28 protein-coding genes are annotated in these 26,901 nt (G+C 62.3%); 20 read left to right on the top strand and 8 right to left on the bottom strand.

The window, feature by feature from the left end; all coding sequences use genetic code 11:
- Positions 1 to 21: 21 nt before the first annotated feature.
- Positions 22 to 1,704 (bottom strand): AbgT family transporter, encoded by a 1,683-nt coding sequence (locus HMPREF3048_RS09445; protein ID WP_083316855.1) that lies wholly within the window; start codon positions 1,702 to 1,704, stop codon positions 22 to 24.
- 51 nt (positions 1,705 to 1,755) lie between these two features.
- On the bottom strand, positions 1,756 to 3,339 hold the full coding sequence (locus tag HMPREF3048_RS09450) for an LCP family protein (RefSeq protein ID WP_083316856.1): 1,584 nt from the start codon (positions 3,337 to 3,339) through the stop codon (positions 1,756 to 1,758).
- Positions 3,340 to 3,407: 68 nt separating this feature from the next.
- On the opposite strand from HMPREF3048_RS09450, the gene HMPREF3048_RS09455 reads away from it, so the two are divergent.
- The 3 genes from HMPREF3048_RS09455 (at position 3,408) to HMPREF3048_RS09465 (ending at position 6,092) form a co-directional block, all read left to right on the top strand.
- The gene (locus HMPREF3048_RS09455; protein ID WP_070422891.1) at positions 3,408 to 4,364 is read left to right on the top strand and encodes a glycosyltransferase family 2 protein; all 957 of its coding nucleotides are present in this window, start codon (positions 3,408 to 3,410) and stop codon (positions 4,362 to 4,364) included.
- Positions 4,365 to 4,446: 82 nt separating this feature from the next.
- Positions 4,447 to 5,508: a mannose-1-phosphate guanylyltransferase gene (locus tag HMPREF3048_RS09460; RefSeq protein WP_070422892.1), complete on the top strand. Its 1,062-nt coding sequence runs from the start codon at positions 4,447 to 4,449 to the stop codon at positions 5,506 to 5,508.
- Between the two features lie 335 nt (positions 5,509 to 5,843).
- Positions 5,844 to 6,092 (top strand): WhiB family transcriptional regulator, encoded by a 249-nt coding sequence (locus HMPREF3048_RS09465; RefSeq protein WP_171194374.1) that lies wholly within the window; start codon positions 5,844 to 5,846, stop codon positions 6,090 to 6,092.
- 26 nt (positions 6,093 to 6,118) lie between these two features.
- On the opposite strand, the gene HMPREF3048_RS09470 is transcribed toward HMPREF3048_RS09465, so the two are convergent.
- Positions 6,119 to 6,607 carry a metallopeptidase family protein gene (locus tag HMPREF3048_RS09470; RefSeq protein ID WP_070422848.1) on the bottom strand — a complete coding sequence of 163 codons (489 nt, stop codon included), beginning with the start codon at positions 6,605 to 6,607 and terminating at the stop codon, positions 6,119 to 6,121.
- A 92-nt stretch (positions 6,608 to 6,699) separates the two neighbouring features.
- Here HMPREF3048_RS09470 and HMPREF3048_RS09475 point away from each other — a divergent pair, with 92 nt between their 5' ends.
- The 3 genes from HMPREF3048_RS09475 to manA all read left to right on the top strand — a co-directional run bounded on the left by HMPREF3048_RS09475 (position 6,700) and on the right by manA (position 9,877).
- Positions 6,700 to 7,173 carry a DUF3499 domain-containing protein gene (locus HMPREF3048_RS09475; RefSeq protein ID WP_083279486.1) on the top strand — a complete coding sequence of 158 codons (474 nt, stop codon included), beginning with the start codon at positions 6,700 to 6,702 and terminating at the stop codon, positions 7,171 to 7,173.
- A gap of 56 nt (positions 7,174 to 7,229) precedes the next feature.
- Entirely contained in the window at positions 7,230 to 8,600 is a 1,371-nt protein-coding gene (locus HMPREF3048_RS09480; protein ID WP_070482361.1) for a phosphomannomutase/phosphoglucomutase, read from the top strand.
- A gap of 83 nt (positions 8,601 to 8,683) precedes the next feature.
- Positions 8,684 to 9,877 carry a mannose-6-phosphate isomerase, class I gene (gene manA / locus HMPREF3048_RS09485; protein WP_070570488.1) on the top strand — a complete coding sequence of 398 codons (1,194 nt, stop codon included), beginning with the start codon at positions 8,684 to 8,686 and terminating at the stop codon, positions 9,875 to 9,877.
- Positions 9,878 to 9,894: 17 nt separating this feature from the next.
- Here the strand turns inward: manA and HMPREF3048_RS09490 are convergent, their stop codons facing one another.
- Positions 9,895 to 10,854, bottom strand: coding sequence for a hypothetical protein (locus HMPREF3048_RS09490; RefSeq protein ID WP_070771967.1), 960 nt, complete (start codon positions 10,852 to 10,854; stop codon positions 9,895 to 9,897).
- 186 nt (positions 10,855 to 11,040) lie between these two features.
- Here HMPREF3048_RS09490 and HMPREF3048_RS09495 point away from each other — a divergent pair, with 186 nt between their 5' ends.
- The 9 genes from HMPREF3048_RS09495 (at position 11,041) to secA (ending at position 20,858) form a co-directional block, all read left to right on the top strand.
- The gene (locus HMPREF3048_RS09495; RefSeq protein ID WP_070422853.1) at positions 11,041 to 11,394 is read left to right on the top strand and encodes a DUF4259 domain-containing protein; all 354 of its coding nucleotides are present in this window, start codon (positions 11,041 to 11,043) and stop codon (positions 11,392 to 11,394) included.
- A 12-nt stretch (positions 11,395 to 11,406) separates the two neighbouring features.
- Complete coding sequence (locus HMPREF3048_RS09500; RefSeq protein WP_070771968.1) at positions 11,407 to 12,012, top strand: dTMP kinase; 606 nt, start codon at positions 11,407 to 11,409, stop codon at positions 12,010 to 12,012.
- 46 nt (positions 12,013 to 12,058) lie between these two features.
- Entirely contained in the window at positions 12,059 to 12,742 is a 684-nt protein-coding gene (mtrA, locus tag HMPREF3048_RS09505; protein ID WP_083279481.1) for an MtrAB system response regulator MtrA, read from the top strand.
- A gap of 72 nt (positions 12,743 to 12,814) precedes the next feature.
- Positions 12,815 to 14,482: an MtrAB system histidine kinase MtrB gene (gene mtrB, locus HMPREF3048_RS09510; RefSeq protein ID WP_371326169.1), complete on the top strand. Its 1,668-nt coding sequence runs from the start codon at positions 12,815 to 12,817 to the stop codon at positions 14,480 to 14,482.
- On the top strand, positions 14,479 to 16,203 hold the full coding sequence (lpqB, locus tag HMPREF3048_RS09515) for an MtrAB system accessory lipoprotein LpqB (RefSeq protein ID WP_070771969.1): 1,725 nt from the start codon (positions 14,479 to 14,481) through the stop codon (positions 16,201 to 16,203). Before mtrB ends, lpqB begins: the two co-directional genes overlap by 4 nt.
- A gap of 11 nt (positions 16,204 to 16,214) precedes the next feature.
- Positions 16,215 to 16,832, top strand: a complete 618-nt coding sequence (locus HMPREF3048_RS09520; protein WP_070614826.1) for a ComF family protein — start codon at positions 16,215 to 16,217, stop codon at positions 16,830 to 16,832.
- A gap of 48 nt (positions 16,833 to 16,880) precedes the next feature.
- Positions 16,881 to 17,276: a hypothetical protein gene (locus HMPREF3048_RS09525; protein WP_070449560.1), complete on the top strand. Its 396-nt coding sequence runs from the start codon at positions 16,881 to 16,883 to the stop codon at positions 17,274 to 17,276.
- A gap of 137 nt (positions 17,277 to 17,413) precedes the next feature.
- The gene (gene hpf, locus HMPREF3048_RS09530) at positions 17,414 to 18,133 is read left to right on the top strand and encodes a ribosome hibernation-promoting factor, HPF/YfiA family (protein ID WP_070771970.1); all 720 of its coding nucleotides are present in this window, start codon (positions 17,414 to 17,416) and stop codon (positions 18,131 to 18,133) included.
- A 157-nt stretch (positions 18,134 to 18,290) separates the two neighbouring features.
- Positions 18,291 to 20,858: a preprotein translocase subunit SecA gene (secA, locus tag HMPREF3048_RS09535; RefSeq protein ID WP_070771971.1), complete on the top strand. Its 2,568-nt coding sequence runs from the start codon at positions 18,291 to 18,293 to the stop codon at positions 20,856 to 20,858.
- A gap of 49 nt (positions 20,859 to 20,907) precedes the next feature.
- On the opposite strand, the gene HMPREF3048_RS09540 is transcribed toward secA, so the two are convergent.
- Complete coding sequence (locus HMPREF3048_RS09540; protein WP_070422859.1) at positions 20,908 to 21,423, bottom strand: hypothetical protein; 516 nt, start codon at positions 21,421 to 21,423, stop codon at positions 20,908 to 20,910.
- 153 nt (positions 21,424 to 21,576) lie between these two features.
- Between HMPREF3048_RS09540 and HMPREF3048_RS09545 the strand changes: the two genes are divergently transcribed.
- Together HMPREF3048_RS09545 and HMPREF3048_RS09550 are read left to right on the top strand one after the other, a co-directional pair.
- On the top strand, positions 21,577 to 21,990 hold the full coding sequence (locus HMPREF3048_RS09545) for an HAD-IA family hydrolase (RefSeq protein ID WP_070422860.1): 414 nt from the start codon (positions 21,577 to 21,579) through the stop codon (positions 21,988 to 21,990).
- Positions 21,990 to 22,484, top strand: a complete 495-nt coding sequence (locus HMPREF3048_RS09550) for a DUF6912 family protein (protein WP_180950030.1) — start codon at positions 21,990 to 21,992, stop codon at positions 22,482 to 22,484. The genes HMPREF3048_RS09545 and HMPREF3048_RS09550 overlap by 1 nt, the downstream gene beginning before the upstream one ends.
- On the opposite strand, the gene rsgA is transcribed toward HMPREF3048_RS09550, so the two are convergent.
- Positions 22,458 to 23,483: a ribosome small subunit-dependent GTPase A gene (gene rsgA / locus HMPREF3048_RS09555; protein ID WP_070771972.1), complete on the bottom strand. Its 1,026-nt coding sequence runs from the start codon at positions 23,481 to 23,483 to the stop codon at positions 22,458 to 22,460. The two genes, HMPREF3048_RS09550 and rsgA, sit on opposite strands and share 27 nt — an antisense overlap.
- Complete coding sequence (gene aroA, locus HMPREF3048_RS09560) at positions 23,483 to 24,763, bottom strand: 3-phosphoshikimate 1-carboxyvinyltransferase (RefSeq protein WP_070771987.1); 1,281 nt, start codon at positions 24,761 to 24,763, stop codon at positions 23,483 to 23,485. Before aroA ends, rsgA begins: the two co-directional genes overlap by 1 nt.
- Positions 24,764 to 24,776: 13 nt before the next feature.
- Here aroA and HMPREF3048_RS09565 point away from each other — a divergent pair, with 13 nt between their 5' ends.
- Positions 24,777 to 25,433 (top strand): SOS response-associated peptidase, encoded by a 657-nt coding sequence (locus HMPREF3048_RS09565; protein WP_070614845.1) that lies wholly within the window; start codon positions 24,777 to 24,779, stop codon positions 25,431 to 25,433.
- A gap of 7 nt (positions 25,434 to 25,440) precedes the next feature.
- Here the strand turns inward: HMPREF3048_RS09565 and ybaK are convergent, their stop codons facing one another.
- Complete coding sequence (gene ybaK / locus HMPREF3048_RS09570; protein WP_070422862.1) at positions 25,441 to 25,905, bottom strand: Cys-tRNA(Pro) deacylase; 465 nt, start codon at positions 25,903 to 25,905, stop codon at positions 25,441 to 25,443.
- A 34-nt stretch (positions 25,906 to 25,939) separates the two neighbouring features.
- Between ybaK and HMPREF3048_RS09575 the strand changes: the two genes are divergently transcribed.
- Complete coding sequence (locus tag HMPREF3048_RS09575) at positions 25,940 to 26,560, top strand: sigma-70 family RNA polymerase sigma factor (protein ID WP_070771973.1); 621 nt, start codon at positions 25,940 to 25,942, stop codon at positions 26,558 to 26,560.
- Positions 26,560 to 26,811, top strand: coding sequence for a hypothetical protein (locus tag HMPREF3048_RS09580; protein WP_070422864.1), 252 nt, complete (start codon positions 26,560 to 26,562; stop codon positions 26,809 to 26,811). Before HMPREF3048_RS09575 ends, HMPREF3048_RS09580 begins: the two co-directional genes overlap by 1 nt.
- Positions 26,812 to 26,901: the final 90 nt, after the last annotated feature.

Below are 26,901 nucleotides of genomic sequence, written 5' to 3' on the forward strand. Positions count from 1 at the left end.
AACTGACGCCTGAATGGCGTGCTACAGGAAGATGACAGCACCCGGGCCGAGCGGCAGGTCGAAGGTGTACCAAATGAACAGCATTGCCATCCAGAAGATCCAGAACGGAACCGTGAACATGATCAGGCGCGACATGAGCGTGCCCACGCCAGCCTTCGGTTCGTAGCGGCGCAGCTGCGTCAGGATCACGATGATGTACGGGTTCAGCGGGGTGATGATCTGGGTGGCGGAATCGCCGACACGGAACGCTGCCTGGATGAAGGCCGGATCGAAACCGATCAGGGCAAACATGGGCACGAACACGGCTGCCATCAGGGTCCACAGTGCGGAGCCGGAGATGATTAGCAGGTTCAGACACGACGCCAACACGGCGAACGCGAAGATGGCGGCGAAACCGGTGATGCCTGCGGACTCGAGCGCGTTGGCTCCCTTGACGGCGGTGAAGGTGCCGATGCCAGACCAGTTAAACAGCGCGATGAACTGGCCCAGGATGAACGCGAGGATGAGGAAGTTCACCATGTCTTTCATGGCGCCGGCCATCATGTCTGCGACGTCGGGTACGCGTTTGATCGTGCCTGCAACCATGCCGAAGACCAGGCCCATGACTACGAAGTAGAGCACCACGATGAACACCGTGGACTGCATCAAGGGCGAGTCCGGCAGGAAGTTGCCTTCCTCGTTGCGCCACGGAGAGTTCGGGATGAGGACGACGATCGTGCACACCACGGTCAGCAGCAGGGTGGCCCACAGAGTGGCGCGCAGGCCGCGGGATTCGGCGTCGGTGAGCTCTGCGGAGATTTCCTTGCCGTCGCGGTCGCGGGTCATGCCGTCATCGCCAGCAACCATCTTGTTCGGTACACCGAGCTTGTTTAAGCGGGGCTCGAGGACCTTGTCGATGATGAAGCCGGACAGAAGTCCCAGCACGATCGCGGAGACAAGGTTGAACCAGTAGTTAGAGACCACGGTGACCTCAGGGGCGTCGAGGCTTGGCAGTGCCTCCATCACGGAATTCGTGATGCCAGCAAACAGTGCATCGAGCGAGCCCGGCAACAGCGACGTAGCGTATCCCGCGCCCACGGACGCGAAGCCACCGAGCAGACCCGCCACCGGGTGACGGCCAGCAGCCTGGAACACCATGGCAGCAAGTGGCGGGATGACGATGAACGCCGGGTCGGCGATCAGCGAACCGGACACACCAATCAGGCCCACCGCATACGGCAGTACCGAGGTATTCGCGGAGGAAAACAGCCTGCGGATCAGCGCCGACAACATTCCGGAGCGCTCCGCGATACCGACTGCCAAGATGATCGGCAGCACGTACACCAACGGCGGGAAGCCAACGTAGTTCTTGCCCAGGTTCACGGTGAACCAGGCAAGGCCTTCGCTGGTGAAGAAGCCCTTGATGGGGCGGATCTCGTCGTCGCCAGGCACCTGCACTTGCAACCCAGCCCAGGCCATCACTGTGGAAATGACCGCGGTGATCAGGAAGAGCAACAGGAAGAGCGTGAACGGTTCCGGAAGTTTGTTACCTACCCGCTCAATAAAAGAGAGGAGCCGGTCTACGGCTCCTCTTGGTGTCTGATCTCGTTCGGTCCCATCGTCCGGTCCCGGGTCGGGAACCGTGCCTGATGTGGCCTCCTGAGGTGCTACCGAAGTGGAGCCCTGGGCGGCGTGGTGGACTGAATGATTCTTTGCAATGTTCATGCAAAGAGGTTTTACCTGTCGCCGATTCGAATTTCAGGCGATTGGGGGATATTAATTCACGCAGCGCGGGCTGTCCTCGCCAGCTGAGAGCTCAGGGGCAGGCTCGTTGGCACCGAAATCTTCACCTGGCGTGCCCACAGGAGCGACCTGTTCCGCCTCATCAGCATCCATCGCGCCGGGCCCGTTGTAGTCGTCCGCGATGACGGCAATGACCGTGTTCGGCTCCACGCTGGCGTTGGCCACGACGGGCACTCCGCCGAGCAGCTGGGCCAGCTCCTGGGCGGCCGGGTTGTTCTCGTCTGCGGCAAGCACTTGGGTAGCTGTGTAGAGGCCTTCCATGGCGTTGGACACGCTTGTCACCGTCAGGCCGTCGCCGTTGAGTATCTCAGCAACACGCCCAGCCTGTCCGGGGACGCTGCCGGCGTTGAGCACGACTGCTTCGTAGCCGTTGAACGCCTCGCGTGGGGCGCTGGTGGCGGAGTCCGAACCGTCAGAACCCTCAGTGCCGTCCGTGTTGTCCTCCTCAGGCTTAATCGCTTCTGCCATGAACTTCTGCACCTGCGGTAGATCCACGGTGACGATGGACTCGCCATAGTCACCGACACCATTGACGGAGGTCACAGGGATGGTGGTGAAGGTGACGTTGCCACCAGCCAGGCCGGAAAGTTGCTGGGCCAAGCCCACAATGTCCCAACCCTTATCCAGTGTCACGGAGCGTTCCGCAGCGTTAGACAGTTCGCGCAGTTTCGCCGGGTTGGTCAGGGTGCCTGCGGAAAGCATCGACTGTACGAGCGAAGCCATGTAGGCCTGCTGGCGTACGATGCGGTCTAGGTCGCCGCGCGGCAGGTCGTGGCGTTGGCGCACAAACGACAGGGCTTGCGCACCGTCGAGGGTCTGCTCGCCGGCGGGGAACTTCGCGCCGGAAAGTGGCTCGTCCACGGGATTATTCAGGCACACTTTGACGCCGCCGACAGCGTCGGTGAGCAGCACGAAGCCAAGGAGACCGACCTGGGCGAAGTGGTCGACTTCGACACCGGTGAGGTCCGCGACGGCGTCGATCAGTCCCTCTTGTCCTGCGCGAGCAACCTGCTGTTCGAGCGCCGGGCCTTCGCTCATGCCGGATTCGATCAGTTCTTCGCGTTTTGCGGCAGCGTGTGCGCCGTAGACGCCATTGATTTTCAGGTTGCCGTAGTCGTCCGTATGCACATAGGTATCGCGTGGGATGGACACTGCGGTCGCGCGTGAGCCGTCCTCCGGGATGCGGATAACCATGATGGTGTCGGTATTGATCTCACCGTCCGCGATACCGGCGTTCAGACGGGAAAGTTCCTGCTCACTTAAGGGGTTGCCCTGCGCGTCCGTGCGCGAATCGGAGCCCACCAGCAGGATGTCCATTGCGCCGTCCAGGGCGTTGCCGTCTTTGCCTTTGCTTTGCGACGACACCTTTAAGTCCGACGCGCTCAACTGCCCGCCAAGCCGCCCAACGGCGAAATACCCGACGCCCGACAGGGCGATCGCGGCGGCGGAGACAATGGCAAGGGTGGTTCGCAGTGCGGGGTGGCCAGATTGCGAAACATCCCGCACCCGGGACGGGGCAGGTTTGATATCGCGGGCTTGCCGCCTGGGCTCAGTCACGCCGGGAATTATACGACATTCCCCGGCTCGCCCTGTGCCGTGCGCCGGAATTGGAGGTCATGGTGGGTATGCTGTCCAACATTGTGAAAGACACAGAGCATCATCCTGACGCTCATCAGGCGCCACTCGCGGTGATCACCGTGACGTATTCGCCTGGGGAGCACTTGGCGCAGCTCATCGCCTCCTTGGAGAAGGCGACGACGCGCCCCGTTGTGCTGCTTTGCGCCGACAACGGCTCCAAGGACGGCGTGCCGCAGCAGGCCGCACGCGAGCACGAGCACGTGGAGTTTTTCCCCACTGGTGGAAACATCGGTTACGGAGCCGCGATTAATGCGGCTGCTCGGCAGTTGGGGGATCGTCGAAAAGCAGGTGCGGTGCGCGGCGACTACTTCCTTATCGTGAACCCCGACGTGGAGTTCACCCCGGGGAGCATCGACGAGTTGATCCACTGCGCCGACGACGCGCCGAAGGCTGGCGCCGCCGGGCCCAGGATTGAAGAGGCCGACGGCTCCGCATACCCCAGCGCGCGCGAGGTGCCCAGCCTGGCCATGGGGATCGGGCACGCGCTGCTGTACGACTACTGGCCGTCCAACCCGTTTTCCCGCGCGTACCAAGCCGGGGCGAATATGGAGGTGCAACGCACCGCAGGCTGGCTGTCCGGCGCGTGCCTCCTTGTGCGGTGGGATGCGTTTGACCAGATCGGCGGGTTCGACGAGCGCTACTTCATGTACCTGGAAGACATCGACTTCGGTGACCGTCTTACCCGTGCAGGCTGGGACAATTTGTACTGCCCGAGTTCCGTGATCTTGCACGATCAGGGCCATGTTGCGGACCGACACAGGGGAGTTACGGTGCCTGCGCACCACGCCTCGGCGTATCGGTTCCAGCGCGACCGCCATCCGCATGCGTGGCAAGCTCCCATCCGCTGGGCGTTGTGGCTCGGCCTCCGAGTGAGGGGTGCGCTGCAGTTGGGTAGGGCGAAACCTGCACGCAGGGCTGGCACCGGCCGTGGGGAAGTGAACTGACAACAAGATGAAGGATCTAGCAATGGCTCAGACAGCCTCCACCGAAATCACCGAGTCTGCTGAAATTGCAGAAATCACAGAAATGGATGCGGTGATTCTCGTCGGCGGGCGTGGCACACGCCTTCGTCCGCTGACTGTCTCTACACCCAAGCCGATGTTGCCGACGGCAGGTTTCCCGTTCTTGGCACATCTGCTTGCCCGCATCCGTGAGGCTGGCATGCGTCACGTGGTGCTGGGGACGTCCTATAAGGCAGAGGTGTTTGAGGAGTACTTCGGCGACGGCTCCGAGTTCGGTCTAGAGATCGAATACGTCGTGGAGGAAGAAGCGCTTGGCACCGGAGGTGGCATCCGCAACGTCTACGAGAAGCTCCGCTACGACAACGTGATGGTCTTCAACGGTGATGTGCTTTCTGGCGCGGACCTGTCGGCGATTGCGCACACGCACGTGGATAAGGATGCGGATGTCACACTGCACCTGGTGCGGGTGCCGGATCCGCGCGCGTTCGGCTCGGTGCCGACGGATGAGGACGGCAATGTGCTGGCCTTTTTGGAAAAGACCGAGGATCCGCCGACCGACCAGATCAACGCTGGCTGCTACGTGTTTAAGCGTTCGGTGATCGAGCAGATCCCGGCAGGACGTGTGGTTTCCGTAGAGCGCGAAACCTTCCCGGGCCTGCTTGAGCAGGGCGCGAAGGTCGTCGGCCATGTGGATTCGTCGTACTGGCGCGACATGGGCCGCCCGGACGATTTCGTCCAGGGCTCCTCGGATGTGGTCCGCGGCATTGCGTACTCGCCACTATTGAAGGGGCGTACGGGCGAATCTGTGGTGGATCCGTCTGCCGGTGTTGCGCATGGCGTGATTCTGATGGGCGGCACAACGGTTGGCCGTGGCTGTGAGATTGGGGCGGGCTCGCGTATCGACGACTCCGTGATCTTCGACGGCGTGACCATCGAGCCTGGCGCAATGGTGCGCAATTCCATCATTGCTGCCGGAGCCACGATTGGAGCGAATGCGCGCTTGGTTGATTGCGTGATCGGTGAAGGTGCCCAGATCGGTGCGCGCTGCGAGCTGCAGGGTGGCATGCGTGTGTGGCCGGGTGTTGTGATCCCAGATTCGGGAGTGCGTTTCTCCCCAGACGCGTAACCGACACGCCAACACGGCCAAATAGTCGCGCTTTTTGGTCCCGACACTACATGTAGTACCCCCGAAGTCCACCCCCATTGCAGCTATACTGTGACAGTTGTGACTGGTGTGAAAGTTGACGTGGGGAATGTCTGAAAAAGGCGCGCTCGGTTCACATTTTGGTTGCGACTATTTAGTGCCTCGGTGTGTAATCACAGAAGTGTTATTTCCGCATCCGCAACCAGCGGGTGCATCACTCTTCGAACGACCACCGAAAAGATCAACTAAGCAACAGGGAAGGTAATGGCGTGGAAAATCAAGCGGACGCCATCCTCCGCGGCGCTGCTGCGGGAGGGATGACCCTCGACGAGTTGTTTGGCGCTGTCGAGCAGGAGTGGCAGGACCAGGCGCTGTGTGCGCAGACTGACCCCGAGGCCTTCTTTCCTGAAAAAGGCGGCTCAACTCGTGAGGCCAAACGAATCTGCAAGGCATGCGCAGTGCGCGATGAGTGCCTCGAGTACGCACTCGAGCACGATGAGCGCTTCGGTATTTGGGGTGGGCTGTCCGATCGTGAGCGTCGCCGTCTGAAGAAGCAGATCGGCTAACAACTCCCAAGATCTACAGTGTGGATCTACCAGGGAAAATCGGGATTCACAGTGCGTGGATCCAAATTTAAATAGTTTGCTACCAGCGCGGTGAGCACCCACGTGAGCAACTCTGCACGCTCCTGGGTGGTCACCGCGCGGTGTTCTATCGGCATGCGAAACACGACAAAGCGCGCACGGGTGGGGTTGCCGTGCTGATCCACGCCTGCCTGGAGCACCCGCCCGAGAGGGACCGGGCCGTCGGCGATGATCTCGTCCGGCAAGATCGTCATATCTGCGTGCAGGCGCATGCGTGGGATCGTGTCCACCGCCAAATCCACGCTTGCCAGCTGCTCAAAGTACGCGTTGTGGAGCGGGGCGTAGGCTTCCATGACAAGTGCGTCGAATGCGTCGTTGCGTGAGCGATAGCGGGGCACCCCAACGGGCAGGAGCGGGCCACGGGCACCTCGCCCGTGGCGGTCGCGTGCGGCGCGGACGTGCGAGGGGCCGACGCCGGGCCTGGAAGGGGTTTGCATGACGGCAATCCTAAGGTGGAAACAGGCAGGTGTGGAGGGGGCGCGCCGCGCCGCAGTACAAAAACCTCAAGAAGGGGTTTAGACTGTCCGCCGTGAATGTCTTCCGTCGTTGTTGTCGCCCGGGTTGCGGCAGGCCCGCTGTGGCCACGCTGATTTACGCGTACGCGGACTCGACGGCAGTGATCGGTCCGCTCGCCCCGGTAGCAGATCCGCATGCGTGGGACTTGTGTGAGCGCCATTCCGCCCACATCACCGCGCCCGTTGGTTGGGAAATGGTCCGTGTAGAGCACGTCGAGTTAGAAGGCGATGAGGATGACGATCCGGAAGCCTCCGACATCACCGCCTTGGCCGAGGCCGTGCGTGAGGCGGGTCGACTGACCACTGGTTTGGTCGATTCTTCGCAGGACCCAATCGAGTACGAGGCCTCGCACGACTTCAACGACCCGGATACCTCGAATCACCCGGTGCATCGCACGAAGCGGGTGGAAGAGCAGATTGCTGCGCATAAGGCGGCGCGCCGTTCGCATTTGCGCATCGTGCCGGATCCTTCGGCTGAGCAGGAATAGCGAAACCACAGCAGCCGGGGAGGGGTCGTGTCGCGGGGCGCACTAAGATGGCCTGCATGGCTATCCAGCACACACGTGAGACTCTGAGCAGCGTTATTAAGGCCTACGACGTTCGAGGCGTTGTCGGCGAGCACATCGACGAGGACTTTGTCCGCACCGCCGGCGCTGCGTTTGCCCACATTCTGCGCGAGGAGGGTGAGACCCGTATCGCGGTCGGCCACGACATGCGTCCGTCGTCGCCGGCGCTGGCCGCGGCGTTCGCCGAGGGAGCTGCCTCCCAGGGGCTTAATGTCACCGACTTGGGGCTGACGTCGACTGACGAGCTCTACTTCGTTGCCGGCTCCCAGCGTTGCGCTGGTGCGATGTTTACCGCCTCGCACAATCCGGCTCAGTACAACGGCATCAAACTCTGCCGCGCGGGCGCGACCCCGGTGTCTACAGATACCGGTTTGTCGGAAATCGGCCGCATGATTCTTGAGGGCGTGCCGGAGTTTGAGGGGGAACGTGGTGTCGTCGAGAAGCAAAATGCGCTCGAGGCATACGCGAAGTATGTGCGTGATCTGGTGCCGGTGCCTACGCGGCGCAAGTTGGTCGTGGCAGTGGATGCCGCAAACGGCATGGCTGGGCTGACGGTTCCGGCGGCGTTGGGGGATATGGATATTCGCCCGCTGTACTTCGAGTTAGACGGTACTTTCCCGAACCATGAGGCGAACCCGCTCGACCCGAAGAATTTGGTTGACCTGCAGAAGTTCACTGTTGAGCAGGGTGCGGACATCGGGTTGGCGTTTGATGGGGATGCGGATCGTTGCTTTGTTGTCGACGAGCGGGGCGAGGCCGTCTCGCCCTCCGCCATCACTGCGCTGATTGCCACGCGCACCCTTGCGGAGAACCCCGGTGCGACGATCATCCACAACCTGATTACCTCGCGTGCAGTGCCGGAGATGATCGACGAATGTGGTGGCACCGCCGTACGCACCCGTGTGGGCCACTCTTACATTAAGGCCAAGATGGCCGAGCACAACGCGCTATTCGGCGGTGAGCACTCCGCGCACTACTACTTTGCTGAGTTCTTCAACGCGGACTCTGGCTTGGTCGCTGCGCTCCACGTTTTGGCGGCGCTGGCAGAGCAGGACAAGCCGCTGAGTGAACTGATGGCGCAGTACGAGCGCTACGTCGCATCTGGTGAGATCAACTCGGAAGTTGCCGACCAGGAAGCGGCGACGAAGCGTGTGGTGGATGCGTTCGCGGATCGTGCGGAATCGGTAGACACCCTCGATGGTGTGACTGTGCAGTTGAAGGACTCCAAGGCGTGGTTCAACGTGCGTGCATCCAACACGGAGCCGCTGCTGCGTCTTAATGCGGAAGCGCCGACCCAGGAAGAGGTCGACGCGCTGGTCAACGAGATTCTTGGCCTGATTCGTTCCTAGGCACCGAATTCTTGTAACTCGAACGGGGAGCGTGGGACTGCTATTTTGGACGTTTGCGCTCACGCAGAACCAAAGGAGGCCACATGGAGCGATTGGATGGGGTACTGCGACCCTACCCATGGGGGTCGCGGACGCTGCTCGCACAGCTGAGGGGGACGCCCTCGCCGAGCGAGAAGCCCGAGGCCGAACTGTGGTTTGGTGCCCACCCTGCCGCCCCAGCGACCATTGATGGACGTGGCCTCGACGAGATCATCGCCGAGGACCCCCAGGCAGCATTGGGCGACCGCGTGATTGCCCAGTACGGCGAGCAACTGCCGTTTTTGGTGAAGTTGCTCGCGGCGGATTCCCCACTGAGTATCCAAGCGCACCCGTCGCGCGAGCAGGCCGTTGCTGGCTTCGAACGGGAAAACGCTGAGGGCATCAGCCTCAACAGCCCGCAGCGCAACTACAAGGACTCGAACCCGAAGCCGGAACTTATCGTCGCGTTGACTACGTTCCGTGCGATGGCGGGCTTTCGCCCTGTGGAGCAGATGACCGAGTTGTTCGAGGCGTTTTCCTCCCCAGCCTGGGACCGTTACGCAGCACTACTGCCAGCGGCCGGCGGTGCAGGGGACATGCGGGTGCTGTTTACTACCCTGGTGTCGTTACCCAAGCCCGCGCTGACGGAGGTGCTCGACGCCGTCGGACATAGTGCCCGCACGATCGCCGATGGAGGCACCGCAGCCCACCCTGCGTGGGTTGTGGAAGCAGCCGAGGTATTCCTTGAACTAGCGCAGCGTTACCCAGGCGACGCTGGTGCGTTTGCGGCTCTGCTGCTCAACATTGTCACCCTCAAGCCGGGTGAGGCGGCGTTCCTCGGCGCAGGTCAACTGCATGCCTACCTCAGCGGTCTCGGCGTGGAGGTCATGGAAAACTCCGACAACGTTCTGCGCGGTGGCCTGACCACCAAGCACGTAGATGTGCCAGAGCTCGTGCGTGTACTCGACTTTTCTTCGTTGGAATCGCCGCGCGCAGACACCGAGGAGGTGGCTGGTGGGAAGCGATTCGTGCTGCCGGTGGAGAGTTTCACCGTGAGCATGCACGAGCTTGATCAGGGCGAGTTGCGTATCGACGAAGATGGCCCCGCAATCGCACTCTGCACCGCGGGCACCGCCACGGACGGGACAATGTCAATCGCCGCTGGGGAGGCTGTGTGGATTCCCGCAAGCGATGGTGCGGTGACCCTGCGGCCTGCAACGGATGGGGAACCCACCCAGGTGTTTGTGGCTACCGTGTAACGCTTCGCGCGATCTGGTCAAGCGCCTCGCGGGGGGCTAAAGCCCTCATCCGGCTGGGGGTATCCGGCCACGTCCTCCTTGCCCGGCACACGCGCCCGGGCAGTTGTGGGCGCAGATGCCTGCGACTGCAGTTGAGCCTCCAGCTGGTCTGCAGGAATCGCCTTGTTGTTTTCGGGGTGCTCATCGCGATCGTTCTCACGCGAGGTTGGCTCGGCGGGGGAGGAGCCGGGTGCGGGTTTGCCGTCCTTGATCTTCGGCTCGTTGTCCGCAGATGTGTCGGGGCCGCGCTCGGGCTCGGATGGTGCCGTGGGGATCCCGGAGGTGCCTGCCGAGTCGGTCTCAGTCGGCGTTTGTGCAGACGTGCCAGGCGTGTCCGGTGTGGACGGGTGCGACGCCTCAGGCGTTGGCTGCGGCCTGGACTCCGACGGGGACTCAGGCGTTGTCTCGGGGCGGTTCGGCCGTTCTTCACTCGTTGTTCCAGACGGCCGGGTCGACTGTGAGGCTGACTGCGGCCCCGATCGCTGTGATTGCGGTGCCTGCTGGGCCGACTGGGCCGGTGGCGGCACAACGATGTTGGTCGGGCGGTACACCTTGGTCGGCTGCGCCGGATCCGCCTGGCCCACCACTGCGTGCGGTGGCAGGTATGGATCGTTCTGCGCCGCATAGTTCGGGTTGACGTGGTGCGTGCCACCCTGCATGCCGTGTTGTGCGCTGTAGTCCTGGTCTACCGGTGCATCGTTTCCGTCAGTGCGCCCATCTGCAGAGGTTTCTGTTGTCGACGAGTTGGTCGCTGTGCGGGAACTCGACGTGCTTGAGGTTGTCGAGTGCGCGCTGGTGGTGTCTGCGGCCTCGGCGGAAAAGCCTGCGTGGTCCGAAGGTGCGGTGGACGATGACGCCCATACGGTCCAACCGGTCAGGCCAGCAAGCCCGAGGCCTGCAGCAAAAAGAGCAGCGGTACGGCGGTTGGTCGGTTTCACGTCCCCGCTCCTTCCACGGTCGGCGCGCAGCCCTTACATCACGAATTGGTAACAGTATGGTGGTGTAGGAATGTTTATAGCACGTCGTACGGCGAAGGTGTACCCCCATAAGGTGCAAGTGCCGTATATAAAGACGTAATAGATACCGTGTTTGCAGCACTCGATACAGACGGAAGGAGCGTCACAGTGACGACCTGGGACGAGCAGATTTTCACCATTGACACCAATGCAGATTTCCTCGACGAGATCTCTGACCTGGATACCGACGAGATTGTGGAAGCAGTGCGTGACGCCGTGCTCCTCGCAGCAAATGGGGATTCCGCAAGCGAAGATGAGATCCTCAACGGCCAGGCTGCGGCGACGATCGCTGCAATTTGGTCGGGTGCACCGTTTTCTGCCGGTGATGTGGCAGAGGCGTACCCGTTTATCCGTCTGCGCCCGGACGAGATCGACGAGAAGCTCGTCGAGGCTGCTGCTGCGGTATTGGAAGCAGTGGAGACCGAGGCGGACCTTGAGCAGTTCCTCGAGGCGCTGGCCTAACGGTTTGTGGCCATGATTATTGCGTTTGAAGGTATCGATGGCGCGGGCAAGAACACGCTTGTCACCGCGATCAAGAAGGAACTCAACGCCGACACGCTTGCGTTTCCGCGTTACGAGGACTCCATTCACGCCCAGCTCGCACAAGACGCGCTGCACGGGCGCATGGGGGATGTGACGGATTCCGCGTTTGCGATGGCGACACTGTTCGCACTTGACCGTCATGGGGCGAAGGCGCTTCTCGACGAGTACGTCGTCGATCCGTCCCGCGTCCTCATCCTGGACCGCTACGTGGCCTCTAACGCCGCATACACCACTGCGCGTACCGGTGACGATGCCGCCTTGCGCTGGGTGGAAGACCTGGAGTTTGGGCGTTTGGGGTTGCCGAGGCCGGACTTGCAGGTGCTCGTCGATACGAGCCCGGAGCTTGCGCGGGAACGCGCAGCGAAGCGCGAGACGCAGGACGCAACGCGTGCGCGCGATCGCTACGAACGCGATGGTGGCCTGCAGGCCGCAACGTATGCGATGTACGGACGGCTGGCGGAAATGTCGTGGGGTGGGCCGTGGGTACGCGGCTCGGATCCTGCGGTTATCATTCAGGCAATACGCGACCTGGCATAGGCCTCGTCATTTCAACCCCTATAAGAGCCCTGACAAAGGAGTACATGTGGCCCACAAGATCCTGGTCGTGGACGATGACCCGGCGATCAACGAGATGCTCACCATCGTGCTTGAGGCCGAGGGGTTTGAGACGAGTTCCGTCACCGATGGCGCTGAGGCCGTTGGCGCGTGGCGCAGCTTTGATCCGGATCTGATCCTGCTCGACCTGATGCTGCCAGGCGTCAACGGCATTGATATTTGCCGCGAGATCCGCAAGCAGTCCGCCGTGCCGATTGTCATGCTGACAGCGAAGACCGACACGGTGGATGTGGTGCTTGGACTGGAGTCTGGTGCGGACGACTACATCACCAAACCCTTCAAGCCGAAGGAACTGGTCGCCCGAATCCGCGCGCGTCTGCGTCGTACTGACGACGAGCCGGCGGAAATCTACGAGGTTGGCGATCTGACCATTGACGTTCCGCAGCACACCGTGACTCGCGGCGGCCAGGAAATTCAGCTGACCCCGCTCGAGTTTGACCTTTTGCTGGAAATGGCGCAGAAGCCGAATCAGGTGCACACCCGCGAGGAGCTGCTGGAGTCCGTGTGGGGCTACCGCAACGCTTCGGATACGCGCCTGGTTAACGTGCATGTCCAGCGTCTGCGCTCCAAGATTGAGCACGACCCGGAGAACCCGGAGATCATCCTCACCGTGCGTGGTGTGGGCTATAAGACCGGCAAGCCGGGGGTGTAGTCGCTGAATGCGCTCAAACGCGCACGCGAACGCGTAGCGCACGCATGGTCGACCTCGTTGCAGGTGAGGTTCGTGGGCACGGTACTTATCGTGTCCGCAATCGTGATGTCCGTGCTTGGGTTTGTGCTGGCGTCGGTGGTCACTAGCCGCATCACCGAGGCGAAGCTGGAAACCGCGAGTGTGGAGATCGAGCGCGCACGCGCCACCGTCGAATACCAGCTGGACAACAGCGGCAGTTCCGCCTCGCTGCAGGCGCGCTTGAACTCAGCCCGTGCAGGTTTGACCCAGCGCGCACAGGAACACTCGGACACGTCGAGCTTTTACGAGCCGGTCTTGGTGGCGGAAAGCGGTGGCGGGGTGGTGACCTCGTCGCCGGAGTCGTACCAGATCCCAGAGCGCTTAGCGCAGTTCGTCAACGACGGAAATGTGGCCTACCAATTCGCCACTGTGGAACGGCCGGATGCGACGTTGTATGACGCGTTAATCGTCGGTACACCAACGAATGCGGATATCCCGAATCTGCAGCTCTACCTGGTCATGAATATGGAGAGCGAAACCACCACCGTTGCACTGATGCGTGGCATTTTGGCTATCGCTGCGGTGATCGTCGTGGTGCTTTTGATGGGCATTGCGTGGCTTGCGTCGCAGCAGATTGTGGCGCCGGTGCGCTCGGCGTCGAGAACTGCTCAGCGTTTCGCGTCTGGCCATCTGCGCGAGCGCATGCCGGTCGATGGCGAAGACGAAATGGCAGTGCTGGCCATGTCCTTCAACAACATGGCGGACACGCTGTCTAAGCAGATCAACAACCTGGAGGAATACGGTGATCTGCAGCGCCAGTTCACCTCTGATGTTTCCCACGAGTTGCGCACGCCGCTGACTACGGTGCGTATGGCCGCAGACATGATCGCCGCGAACGAGGATTCGCTCGAACCGTCGACCAAGCGCGCTTCCCAGTTGATGATCAAGGAACTTGACCGCTTCGAGGCGCTGCTCAATGATTTGCTGGAAATTTCGCGTCACGACGCCGGCGTGGCCGAACTCTCCACCACCAGCATGGATGCTCGCGGGCCGGTGGAGTCTGCATGGCAGCAAACCCAGCACCTTGCCGACGAGTTGGATGTGGAAGTCGACTTTGACATCCCGGAGGAACCACAGACGATCGAGGGTGACCCACGGCGTATCGAGCGCATCGTGCGCAACCTGGTGGCCAACGCCATCGACCACTCGGAGGGCAACCCGGTGAAGGTTGTGATGCGTTCCAACGACGAGGCCGTGGCAATCACCGTCACCGACCGCGGTGTTGGGCTGAAGGAAGGCCAAGACGAGTTAGTGTTCAACCGCTTCTGGCGCGCGGACAAGTCCCGCAAGCGCCACTCGGGCGGCACCGGCCTGGGCCTGGCTATTGCGCGCGAGGATGCGCTATTGCACGGCGGCATCCTCGACGCCGCTGGCACGCACGGCGTGGGTTCCCAATTCCGCCTGGTGCTGCCGAGAGAAGTCGGGGCGAAAATCAACGTCGCCCCGTTGGACTTGGTCGCGCCGGGACAGAATGCTGCCGAGATCCAAAGGGCGCCTGTTGCCGCCAAGGAAGCAGGAGATGCCGAAGCTGACGCCAGCAGGGGAGTGGACCTCTCCACCGATAGCGGGGCCGGTACCGGCGCTGCTGGCGGAGCTGCCGGCGGAGCTGCTGGTGCAGTAGCACCGGATCCGCAGCCTGAAGTCCAGGAGGAGCATCGATGAGGACGAATAAAGCTGCATCGTTGGCGCTGTCGGCCGTGGCCACGTTGACTGCGATGTCCCTGCTGTCGGGGTGCGCAACGCTGCCAACCAACTCGGCACCTCACGTGCTGCGTCCGTTTACGCCGGCGGAGTCTCCGACGCCGGATGCTGGTCCCGCGGAGGATGAGGAGCCAGACTTGCTGCTGCGTGGGTTCTACGCAGCATCGGCGATTCCGGACGGCGACTACGAAATGGCGCGTGCTTACCTGACGGAGAGCGCTGCCCAGGCGTGGGATCCAAGCGGGCAGAAGCTGATCGTGGACAGCTTCGGCGTGACCACGCTGCCGGGGGCCTCGGCAGGGAAGCGTCGCTTTGCGGTTCACGGAAACGTAGTTGGTGCGGTGCGCACTGGGGGATCGTTTGCTCCGGAGCGCGGCAAATACGAGGCAGAAATCGAGCTGGACATGATCGATGGGCAGTGGCGTATTTCGTCGCTACCCGCGGGTGTGGTCATGGAGCGAACTGAGCTGCGTAACCAGTATCAGCCGTATAACCTGTACTTCTTTGATGCCGACGACCGTGAGTTGGTCACCGACCGCCGTTGGGTTCACTCGCGTCGCGAGGCCCTGGCGGGTGACTTAATCGGGTTGCTTATGGAGGGGCCTGCGGAGCGTTTGCGTCCAGCGTTGCCCAATGCGTTGCCGTCGAAAGTGGCCTATACGGGGTTCAAAGATGGCGCGTTTACCTTTACTGGTTTCAGCGAAGTCGACGCCGCACGCCGCACGCAGTTTGCTGCCCAAGTGGTGTGGACCCTTGCCACCGCCGGCATCACAGGTCCGTATCGTTTGGAAGCCGACGGCAGCCCCCTTATCGAAGGCGCTGACGAACTCGGTACCGACGACTTTGCGGACGAGAGCCCACTGGTGGAAACCGCTGGGGAAAGCACGCTCTACGCGCTCGTCGATGGGCGCATTTTGCGTGTCGACGGCCGCACCACCCAGGCCGTCGACGGCAGCCTCGGCAGCTCTGGCCAGATCACTTCAGCCGACCTGGCCAAGGGTGGCCAATGGGCGGCTGTCTTCGGCAAACCAGACGATGACAAGGACGATGTGCTTCGCGTGGGCAAATTCGGTGCCCGCGAGGAAGAGGTTATGCGGGCGCGTACATTCACACGCCCGAGCTTCGAAGCGAACGCGGCGGCGGTGTGGTCGGTTGCAGACGGCAAGCGGATCCTGCGCACAGTCCAATCCGCAGCCAGTGGCGAATTGTCCACCGGCGAGGTGCACGTCGACCTGCCAGAAGGCGTGGACGGCAACATTTCTGTGCTGCGCCTGTCGCGCAGCGGCACCCGCGTGGTCATGGTGATCGACGGAAAGCTCTACACGGGCATTGTCCAGCGTGGCGCTTCCGGCGAACGCTCTATTGTCAATGTGCTCGAGTACGCCCAGGAGCTCGGTGGCAGTGTCGTATCTGCCGAGTGGCGTGCGGATGGTTCACTCATCGTCGGTACCTCCGCCCCGTCGCCAGTGCTGCGTGTGGAGCAGGACGGCTCGTCTATGACCGCGTTGTCGGCGGGCAATATTTCGGCTCCGGTGGTGGCAGTGGCGGCGTCGCCAAGCATGCTCTACGTCACTGACGTCAATGCTGTATTGCAAGTGCCGGCCTCAGGTGCGGATAACCCCATCTGGCGTGAGGTACCAGGTCTGGAAGGTATGCGCGCGCTACCGATCATCGCGCGGTAGGGGAGTCAGGGATGCTGGGGGATATCGGGGAGTTGCTGCTACCGCGCAAGTGCGCCGGATGCGGCGTGCCGGGGCCGCTGTTGTGCGCCACCTGCCGGATGGAGTTGGCGCACCCGCCGCAGCGCGTGTTTCCCAACACCACACCGATGGTGCCGGTGTTCGCACTAGGTGCCTATGCGGGTGCGCACCGTGGGGTGGTGTTGGCAATGAAGGAACGTAACCACCTTGCCGTGCGTCGCCACGTCGGTGCGGTACTCAACGCCGGGCTGGACTACTTGGAGGCGCGCGGCGATATCGCAGTCGGCGCGGTGCTGGTTCCCGCACCGACGAAGGTGTCCTCGGCACGCGCCCGCGGCGGCGACCCCGTGGAAGCTATCTGCCGCGCCACCCGGCGCAGTGTCACACCCGCGTTGCTACTCGACGCCAGCGCTGCCGATCAGTCGAACCTTGACGAGTCCTCGCGCCGCGCAAACCTGTCCGGAGCAGTACGGCTTGCCGCCATCCCTGCAGGTCCCGTGGTTCTTATCGACGACGTCGTAACCACCGGCGCAACCCTCCAGGCCAGTGTGTCAGTGCTGCTCGCCCACGGGGTTGACGTGAGTGCGTGCGTGACCGTGTGCGCAGCGTAACCGCAGGCCAAATATGTGTTTTTGCAGGTGTCCAGTAGGGTCACAGGAATGAAATTGCGTCTTCTTCCACTCGTGTGTGCCCCGGTTCTCGCGTTGGTCGGTTGCTCGACTGCAGAGATCACCCCACTTCATGAGGCCCGTGTTCAGGAGGTCTCCGAAATCCGTGACGCCCTCGCCGGCACGGACTTCGACTGCACCAACTGGCAGGAGTTGAAGCAGGAAGAGGGCGTGTGCATGCAGAAGGAAAAGGGCCAGATCAAATTCAAGCTCGACGGCACGCCTGAGGATTATGCGCGCTACCTCATGGAGGAGCAGTTCCCGTACGCAAAGGAAGTCATTGTCGGCGAGAACTGGGTTGGCCGCTGCGATAACACTGATGAGGGCACCTGCCAGACCATCGCTGAAGGTCTCGGTGCAAACGTGAAGCAGAGCACCCGCAGCTAAGCATCCGCTGCTCAGCACTTGGCAGCGTAGCTCTCAGTAAGCTCATAGCGAACATTTTGAGAACCCCCGTGTATTGGTCATAACCAGTTGTATAGTGGTGATGGACACAGTTCCTACTACCCACAGGGAGGAAGCACATGACTTCTGCAGACCAGAATGCCGTACAGGGTGGCGCACAGGGGGAGGGTCTCGGACCCGATGTGGTGTTGACCATCACCGGCCGCAACGTTGAGGTTCCGGAGCACTTCCAGGAACGCGTAAGCGGCAAGTTGGCAAAGATTGCGAAGCTCGATCCGACTCTGAATTCCTTCCACGTTGAGCTCAAGCATGAGCCGAATCCGCGTCGTGAACAGGAAGCGGAACGCATCCAGATCACCGCAACTGGCTCGGGCCACCTCGCACGCGCTGAGGCGAAGGAAGACACCTTCTACAACGCCTTGGATGCCGCAGTGGCAAAGCTGGAGCGTTCGCTGCGCAAGGTCAAGGCTCGTCGCACCACTCCGATGTCTGGCCACCGTGCACCGAAGGGCACCGGCAAGCTGGCCGCTGAGCTTGAGGCTGAGCAGAAGGCAGCGCGGGCTCGCGAGGCTGCTGCGCAGGGTCCGTACGATGTTGACCCGTACGAGGATCAGGTTGAGGATCTGACCCCGGGTCAGGTCGTTCGTACCAAGGTGCACTCCAACGCTCCACGTAGCGTGGATGATGCGCTCAGCGAGATGGAGCTGGTTGGACACGATTTCTACCTCTTCATCAACGAGGAGACGAACCGTCCGGCTGTGGTCTACCGCCGTCACGCGTTTGATTACGGTTTGATCGAACTGGCTGATGAGGCGGAAGCCGAAGCAGGCGAGAAGTAGCGCTTGCGCTGTTACCCGCACGGTCCTGTGAAAGGGGCCGGGCGGGTTTTGTCGTCGATTAGCAACGCCGGGTTGTTCTCTGCAACGTGGGCGTGCGTACAATGGCGGGTTGTTACACCTTGGCCCTGCCTACTCCAGTAGTAAAGGATTTTCTCACGTGTTTGGACTGTCGAAGCTGCTCCGCGCCGGTGAGGGGCGTACCGTCAAGCGCCTGGCGAAGATCGCTGACCAGGTCATGGCCCTGGACGATGAATACGCGGCGCTGACCGATGAGGAACTTAAGGCGAAGACCGCCGAGTTCAAGCAGCGCATCGCCGACGGCGCGAGCCTCGACGACATTTTGCTCGACGCGTTCGCGACTGCCCGTGAGGCGTCGTGGCGCGTGCTGGGACAGAAGCACTACAAGGTGCAGATCATGGGTGGTGCCGCACTGCACTTCGGCAACGTCGCTGAGATGAAGACCGGTGAAGGCAAGACGCTGACGTCGGTGCTGCCGGCGTACCTCAACGCGCTGTCCGGCAAGGGCGTGCACGTGGTCACCGTGAACGACTACCTGGCTAAGCGTGACGCCGAGATGATGGGTCGTGTGCACCACTTCCTCGGCCTGGAGGTGGGCGTGATTCTGTCGGAGATGCGTCCGGCGGAGCGCAAGAAGGCGTACGACGCTGACATCACCTACGGCACCAACAACGAGTTGGGCTTTGACTACCTGCGCGACAACATGACGCGTTCGGTCAACGAAATTGTGCAGCGTGGCCACAACTTTGCGATTGTGGATGAGGTTGACTCGATTCTTATCGACGAAGCCCGTACCCCACTGATCATCTCCGGCCCGGTCGATGGGTCCAGCCAGTTCTACTCGGTGTTCGCACAGCTTGCGCCGCGTATGCGTGAGGGCATCCACTACGAGGTGGATCACCGCAAGCGCACCGTCGGTATTTCCGAGGAGGGCGTGGAGTACGTCGAGGACCAGTTGGGCATTGACAACCTGTACGCGCCTGAGCACTCCCAGTTGGTGAGCTACCTCAACAACGCGATCAAGGCCAAGGAGCTCTTCGAGCGCGATAAGGACTACATCATCCGTCAGGGTGAGGTCATGATCGTGGACGGTTTTACCGGCCGTGTGCTCGCTGGCCGTCGCTACAATGAGGGCATGCACCAGGCCATTGAGGCCAAGGAGCAGGTGGAGATCAAGAACGAGAACCAGACGCTGGCCACCGTTACCCTGCAGAACTACTTCCGCCTGTACGACAAGCTCTCGGGTATGACCGGTACCGCTGAGACTGAGGCGGCCGAGCTGCACCAGATTTACAAGATGGACGTTGTGCAGATCCCGCCGAACCGTCCGAACCAGCGCGTGGACCGCGACGACCTGATCTACAAGACGCAGGAAGCCAAGTTCGCGGCCGTTGCGGAGGACATTGCGGAGCACGCGGAGAAGGGCCAGCCGGTGCTGGTCGGTACCACCTCTGTGGAGCGTTCCGAGTACCTGTCGCAGCTGCTGACCCGCAAGGGCGTGGCCCACAACGTGCTCAACGCGAAGCACCACGAGGAAGAAGGCCGCATCATCGCCGAGGCTGGCCTGCCGGGCAAGGTGACCGTTTCCACCAACATGGCTGGTCGCGGTACCGATATCGTGCTGGGTGGCAACCCGGAAATTCTCTTGGATGCGAAGCTGCAGGAACAAGGCCTCGACCCGTTTGAGGACGAGGAGCGCTACCAGGAAGCGTGGAACGAGCAGTTGCCGAAGGCGAAGGAGCGTTCCAAGAAGCTTGGTGATGAAGTCCGTGAGGCCGGCGGCCTGTACGTTATTGGTACGGAGCGTCACGAGTCGCGTCGTATCGACAACCAGCTCCGTGGCCGTTCCGGCCGTCAGGGTGACCCGGGCGAGACCCGTTTCTACCTGTCCATGCGCGATGAGTTGATGGTTCGCTTCGTGGGTCAGACCATGGAGAACATGATGAACCGCCTCAACGTTCCGGACGATGTGCCGATCGAGGCGAAGATGGTGTCCAACGCCATCAAGGGCGCACAGTCGCAGGTTGAGAACCAGAACTTTGAGATGCGTAAGAACGTGCTCAAGTACGACGAGGTGCTCAACGAGCAGCGCAAGGTGGTCTACGGCGAGCGTCAGGAGATCCTGGCGTCGAAGGACATCAAGGACCAGGTGCGTCGCATGATCGAGTCCACCATCACTGCGTACGTCGATGCGGAGACCGCGGAAGGCTACGTGGAGGACTGGAACCTCGAGGAACTCTGGCACGCACTCGAGTCCCTGTACGGCTCGTCCGTGACGCCGCAGGAACTCATCGATGGTGACGAGTACGGTCGTCCGGGTGAGCTGACCTCGGCACAGTTGCGCCAGGCGCTTCTCGACGACGCCAACGCCCTCTACGACAACCTCGAAGAGAACATCTCTGCGATCGGCGGCGAAGAGCAGATGCGCAACCTGGAGCGCATGGTGATCCTGCCGATCATCGATACGAAGTGGCGCGAGCACCTCTACGAGATGGACTACCTCAAGGAAGGTATTGGCCTGCGTGCGATGGCGCAGCGCGACCCGCTGGTGGAGTACCAGAAGGAGGGTGGCGACATGTTCAACGCCATGAACGAGGCGATCCAGGAAGAGACCGTGCGCCAGCTGTTTGCCATGCGTAAGCAGTTTGAGACCCAGCCAGCCCAGGCTGCTGAGGGCGAGACTGACGGCGGCACCGCCACCGTCTAAAACCGCCGCTGACCCACTGTTTGGGGCCACTGTTTGGGCCAGTGCGGTCTCACACTGAGGGCAACGCCCTGGTGAGGGCGTGAGGAGCCGTCTGCGACGTGTTGCGCGCAGGCGGCTCCAGTATTTTGAACGACTGCAGTTTGCCGTCCGCCATCTTCGCGGCAAAGGCGAGGCGTCGCCCGCCTTTCTCCACGGTGCCGTAGAACTCGCCGGCCTCACCAGAGTGGCAGGTGATCACCCGGACGTGCTGGGTGGGCAGGACTGCGGTGTTGCGGGTGTGGGCGCGGAGTTGGAGCTGGGCTCGTCGATACGCACGGATGTGTGTGCGCACCGACGTACTGAACCGCGAGGCTGTCATCACAGTCGGGTCGTAGCCTCCGAACGCAGCACTGATGGCCTGGCGCACGAGAGGGTCGACGCGTTGATTGGTCTGTGGTGTGGCGCTGAGCGCCACGTCCGGCTCGAGCACCGACGGCGCCGGTTTCGGCGCGGGCGTGCGGCGCTCAGGTGCGAGGAGTTGAATGTGCTGGTGGCCGGGAACGCTGTAGTACCTGGTTGCGGGCATGTGGGAATCCTCCGTCACGGGAGGGGGTGGGCGCGGCGCGGGGTAGGTATCATTGTTCACGATTGGCGCAATGAAATAAAGAGTGTGCGCACTAAAATACGCATCACGTACGCGAAATACGCAGCTAACGAAAGCTAACGAAAGAAGGCCGAAGTGCAGGGTTTGATCATCGACTACGCAGGTGTGCTGGACACGGGCGCTGAAGACCAGAGCCGCTGGAAGACCCTCATCGAGGAAGCCAAGAAGAAGGACGTCTCCGTGGCCATCCTGTCCAACGAGGCAGCTGAGGGCGAGATTGCGGACGCGATCCGCGAGTGGGAGTTCAAGGGCGTTGTCGACGCGGTTGTGCTCTCCGGCGAGATCGGTGTGGAAAAACCGGAGCGTGCAGCGTTCCAGGCGGCAGCCGACGCGATCGGCCTGGATATGAACGAGTGCGTGATGATCGACGATGACATCATGAACATCCGCGCCGCAGTGGAATACAACCTCATTGGCATCCTGCACACCGCGCTGGACCGCACTGCGGTAGAGATCCAGTCCCTGTTCGACATTGAGGGCGAGTTCTAGTGCGCGTCTACATCCCGGCAACCTTTGGCATGCTGCAAGCGCTGCAGGACAACGGTCTGTTGCATGCGCGCAGCGGGTGGGGTTTTTCTGCGACGAAGGCGTTGCAGGAATTCTTCACCTCGGGCGATCTCGAAGAGATCGAAGATGTGGCGTTCGATGACGCAGCGTTGGCGTCGCTACGCCTGCTCGCCATTGGGGACGAGGAGCGCTTCCCGCACCGCCGAGTGGTCATCTCCGTGGACGTGGACGCGACCGAAGCACCCGATATGGGCGAGTCTGTGGTCAAACTGTCCGGCCCGGTGAATCTTGAGGACGTCGCGGCGATCCACGTGGACATCAAGGAATCCGAAGAAGCCACCGCGAAGGCCATCGAGGTGGTCGATGCCGCGGATCTTGGCGACGAAGACGCGGAGCTGACCGTCGGCGACGCCCAAGACAACTACATGGCGTTCTATCACCCAGACGAGTTAGCGTTCCTCCTCGAGCTGCTTTAACTCCCACTCGTTATTGCTGTGTAGAGCCTCCAGCAGGTGGCGCACAGCCAGCGCGCGGCGCCCGATGGGGGATTCAGCGTCGAGCGTGTCCCAGGCACACTCCGGGTCCGCAGGCGGACCCAAGTGGGTGCAGCCGCGGGAGCAGCCTTCGGCGGCCTCGGCGAGATCGGGGAAGACCTGCACGATTTGTTCCGGGGCGACGTGTGCGAGGCCGAAGGAGCGGATACCGGGGGTGTCGATAATCCAGCCACCGCCGGGTACCTCCAGCGCCACGGACTGGGTGGAGGTGTGGCGGCCCTTGCCCACGCCGGAGACCTCGCCAGTTTCGCGGTCCGCGTCCGGGACGATGCGGTTGACCAGGGTGGATTTGCCCACGCCGGAATGGCCGATCAGCGCAGAAACGCGGTCGCGGATGTGTGTGAGCAGTTCCGCGATGTCGTCGTCGACGCCGGTGCGCAGCACCTCCACACCAAGGTCGGCGAGTTCACGCTCGAAATCGGTAGGGTCCGCCAGATCAGACTTGGTCATGCACACCACCGGGGTCACGCCGCCGACAAACGCGGCGACTAAGGCGCGCTCCACAAAACCGGTACGCGGTGGGGGATCGGCGGCGGCAACCACGATGAGCAACAGCTCAGCGTTGGCGACGATGATGCGCTCGTACGGGTCAGTATCGTCAGCCGTGCGGCGCAGGACAGAGGAACGCTCCTCGCGCTTCACAATGCGCGCCAGTGTGTCCTTCGCGCCGGAGGTGTCACCGACGACGCCGACACGGTCGCCGACCTCGATCGAGGTGCGCTTCAGGTCCCGGGCGCGGGTGCATTGCAGGCGCGTGGCGTCGTCGTCAAGCACGACGCCCCAACGCCCACGATCCTTCGCCACGACCAAACCGAACTTGGCATTATCGTGCGACGGGCGGTTCTTCGAGCGTGGCCGTGAGCCCTTGCCGGGGCGGATGCGGACGTCGGATTCGTCGTAATCGGAAAACTTGCGGCGCATTACTTGGAAACCATCTCCAACCACATGTCCTCAAACCCGGGAAGCGTCTTCGCGGTGGTTGCAATGTTTTCCACCTGGACGCCCTCCACAACCAGACCGATGATGGCGCCGGCGGTGGCCATGCGGTGATCGTCGTAGGAACGCCACGTCCCGCCATGCATCTCGGTCGGAGTGATACGCAGGCCGTCGCCGAGTTCCTCGCAGTTGCCGCCGACGTTGTTGATCTCGTTGGTCAGCGCCGCCAGGCGATCCGTCTCGTGGCCGCGCAGGTGCGCAATGCCGGTCAGCTCGCTCGGGGTGGAGGCGCACGCCGCGATGGCGGCGACGGTGGGGGCCAACTCGCCGATGTCGCTCATGTCGAGTCGAATGCCCTTTAAGGTGCCAGGCTTCGGGCCGCGCACGCGCAGGGTCTGGGTGGAGCCGTCGGCGATGAGTTCGACCTCGCAGCCCATGCGCTCCAAGACGGTACGGATCACTGCACCCGGCTGGGTGGTGCGCAGCGGCCAGTTCGGGATACGCACCTCGCCGCCAGTGACAGCTGCCGCGGCGAGGAAGGGTGCTGCGTTGGACAGGTCGGGCTCGATCACCCAGTTGGTGCCGCGGATCGGCTGCGGGTCAACGTCCCAGGTGTCACGGGTACCGGTGACCTTCACGCCAGCCTCTGCGAGCATGGCCACCGTCATCTCAATGTGCGGCATCGACGGCAACATGCCACCCGTGTGGCGGATGGACACGCCACGCTCGAACCGGGGCGCAGACAGAAGCAGGCCCGATACGAACTGGGAGGAACCAGAAGCGTCAATCTCCACCGGGCCGCCGTCAGCCTTGCCGGTGCCGTGGACGGTAAACGGCATCCCGTCACCCGCAACGGACACGCCGAGGGTGCGAAGGGCGTCGAGGATAACCGCGATGGGGCGGTTGCGGGCGTGGGGGTCGCCGTCGAAAAGCACAGGCCCCTGCGCAAACGCCGCAACCGGCGGCACAAACCGCATCACGGTGCCAGCAAGACCGCAATCAACCTCCGCGCCGCGCAACTCGCCCGGGGTCACACGGATGACGTCGCGGTCGTGCTCGAAGCCGGTGCCCATGGACGCCAGTGCGGCCTCCATAAGATCCGTATCGCGCGAGCGCAGCGCCCCAGTCATCGTCGACGGACCAGCGGCAAGTGCCGCCAGCACGTAGGCGCGGTTAGTCATGGACTTTGACCCCGGCACCCGCTGCGTGTGGGTGATCGGGGCCGGATGGAACGGTGCAGGCCACATGTTCGTCATGAACGTCATAATAATGGAGCGCATGTGCGGACGATTCGTTCTTTTCACTACTGGCGACGAGCTCCTCTCCGAGGTAGCCACCCTGCCCGGCATCAACCATGTCGAAGCGCCCGACGGCACCCCGCCGTCGCGCTACAACATCGCGCCGACAAACCAGGTGCCACTCATCCGGATCGCAGAGCAGACTGCGCGTATCGACGCCGCCCGCTGGGGCCTCCTCCCAACCTGGAAGAAAGACGACACCGGCATGCCTCTGTTCAACGCACGCGGAGAGACGGTGGCGGAGAAGCCCTCGTTCCGCAGCGCGTTCAAGGCGCGGCGCGGGCTGATGGTGCTCGACGGCTACTACGAGTGGAAGCAAACCGAATCCGGCAAGCAGCCCTACTACGTGCGCCCTGCAGAGGGCTTGCTGTACGCGGCGGCACTGTGGGAGACCGGGCTGGACCGGCTATCCACCACGATGATCACCACCGACGCCACCGACAACATGGCCTGGCTCCACCACCGCCTACCGCTCTTTCTGCGTGACGACGAAATCCGCCAGTGGGTCGACGGCACCCCAGAGGAAGCGTTAGAACTTGTGCACCCCTCGCGCGTGGCCGACACGTTGCAGTGGAATGAGGCCGCAAAGGAAGTGGGCAACGTGCGCAACGACTACGCGGAGTTGATCTCGGGCTAGTCCATGGCTATTCAGTCCCGATAGGCGCGAACTTCGCGTTGGTCAGCTCCGCCAGGTCGGTAGGCGACAGCGCAATAGAAAGGCCCCGTTGGCCGGCGGAGACGGTGATGGTTTCGAGGTCGGCGACGGAGTCGTCGATAAGCGTAGGCATGCGCTTGGTGGTGCCCAGCGGGGAGATCCCGCCCACGACATAGCCGGTCGCACGCTGCGCCTGAGCAGGATCGGTCATCTCCGCACGCTTCCAACCCAGCGCTTTCGCCGCCGCCTTGAGCGAAAGGTGGCCGGCGACGGGCACGCAACAGATCGCCATGTCGCGTTCGTGATGGATCACCAAAGTCTTCAGCACCGTGTGGGGGTCACGGCCCAACTCAGCAGCAGAATGTGCGCCGAAATGATCCTTGCTCGGGGTGTATTCGAGCACCTCATGAGGGGTTTGAGAAAGGGCGCTCAGTGCGCGAGTCTTAGCAGCCATGGGGCGATTTTAGCGCTGACCTACAATAGCGAGCATGCCCGAAACCGAGCTTGATCAAGAAGCAAAGGCACGCTTCGCCGAAGAAGCCATGCCGCTGCTCGACCAACTCTACGGCGGAGCCCTGCGCATGACCCGCAACCCGCAAGACGCCGAAGACCTGGTGCAAGAGACCTACCTCAAGGCGTACAAAAACTTCGACAGCTTCACGCCCGGTACCAATCTCAAGGCGTGGCTGTACCGGATCATGACCAACACCTACATCAACTCGTACCGCAAGAAACAGCGCCGGCCGCTGGAAACCTCCGCGGACGAAGTGACGGATTACCAGTTGTACTCCTCGAGCTCGCACGACTCGACGGGACTGGAATCCGCCGAGGTTGAAGCGCTCAAGGCAATGCCGAACTCGCGGATCTCCGAGGCGCTCAACGCGTTGAACGAGGACTACCGCATGGTGGTCTACTACGCCGATGTTGAAGGGCTGGCGTACAAGGAAATCGCCGAAGTGCTGGACATCCCCATGGGCACTGTCATGAGCCGACTGCACCGTGGAAGAAAACAACTGCGCGGCATGTTGAAAGACGTGGCGAAGGAACGAGGCATTGGCCTCGACCACGCGGACATGCAGGACACCGACACTGCGGCGAAGGAGAAGTAATGGCTACGGGACACGGATGCGAAGCGACATACCGCCTGCTGTGCGAACTTTTCGACGAAGAAACTTCCCCACAGCGCCGCGAGGAAATCACCTCCGAGATCGCGCAATGTCCGGAGTGTCGCAGTATTGCCGAGTCTGAGCGGGCCGTTCGCGCCATCGTCCGGGATTGCTGCCAGCCAACGAAGGCTCCTGAGCCGCTGCGCGAGCGCATCATCACCACTATCTCCTACACCGAGGTCACGTGGCACTAGGGCGCTTTTAGGGGGTTTTAGGGGGAGTTCGGGGGCTGGTTGTTGCGGCCTTTCTCATCGTCTAGCTGGGCTTGTGATGCTGCTAGACGA

Origin of the sequence: Corynebacterium sp. HMSC075D04 (assembly GCF_001815635.1) — a bacterium.
Classification (GTDB): Bacteria; Actinomycetota; Actinomycetes; order Mycobacteriales; family Mycobacteriaceae; genus Corynebacterium; species Corynebacterium coyleae.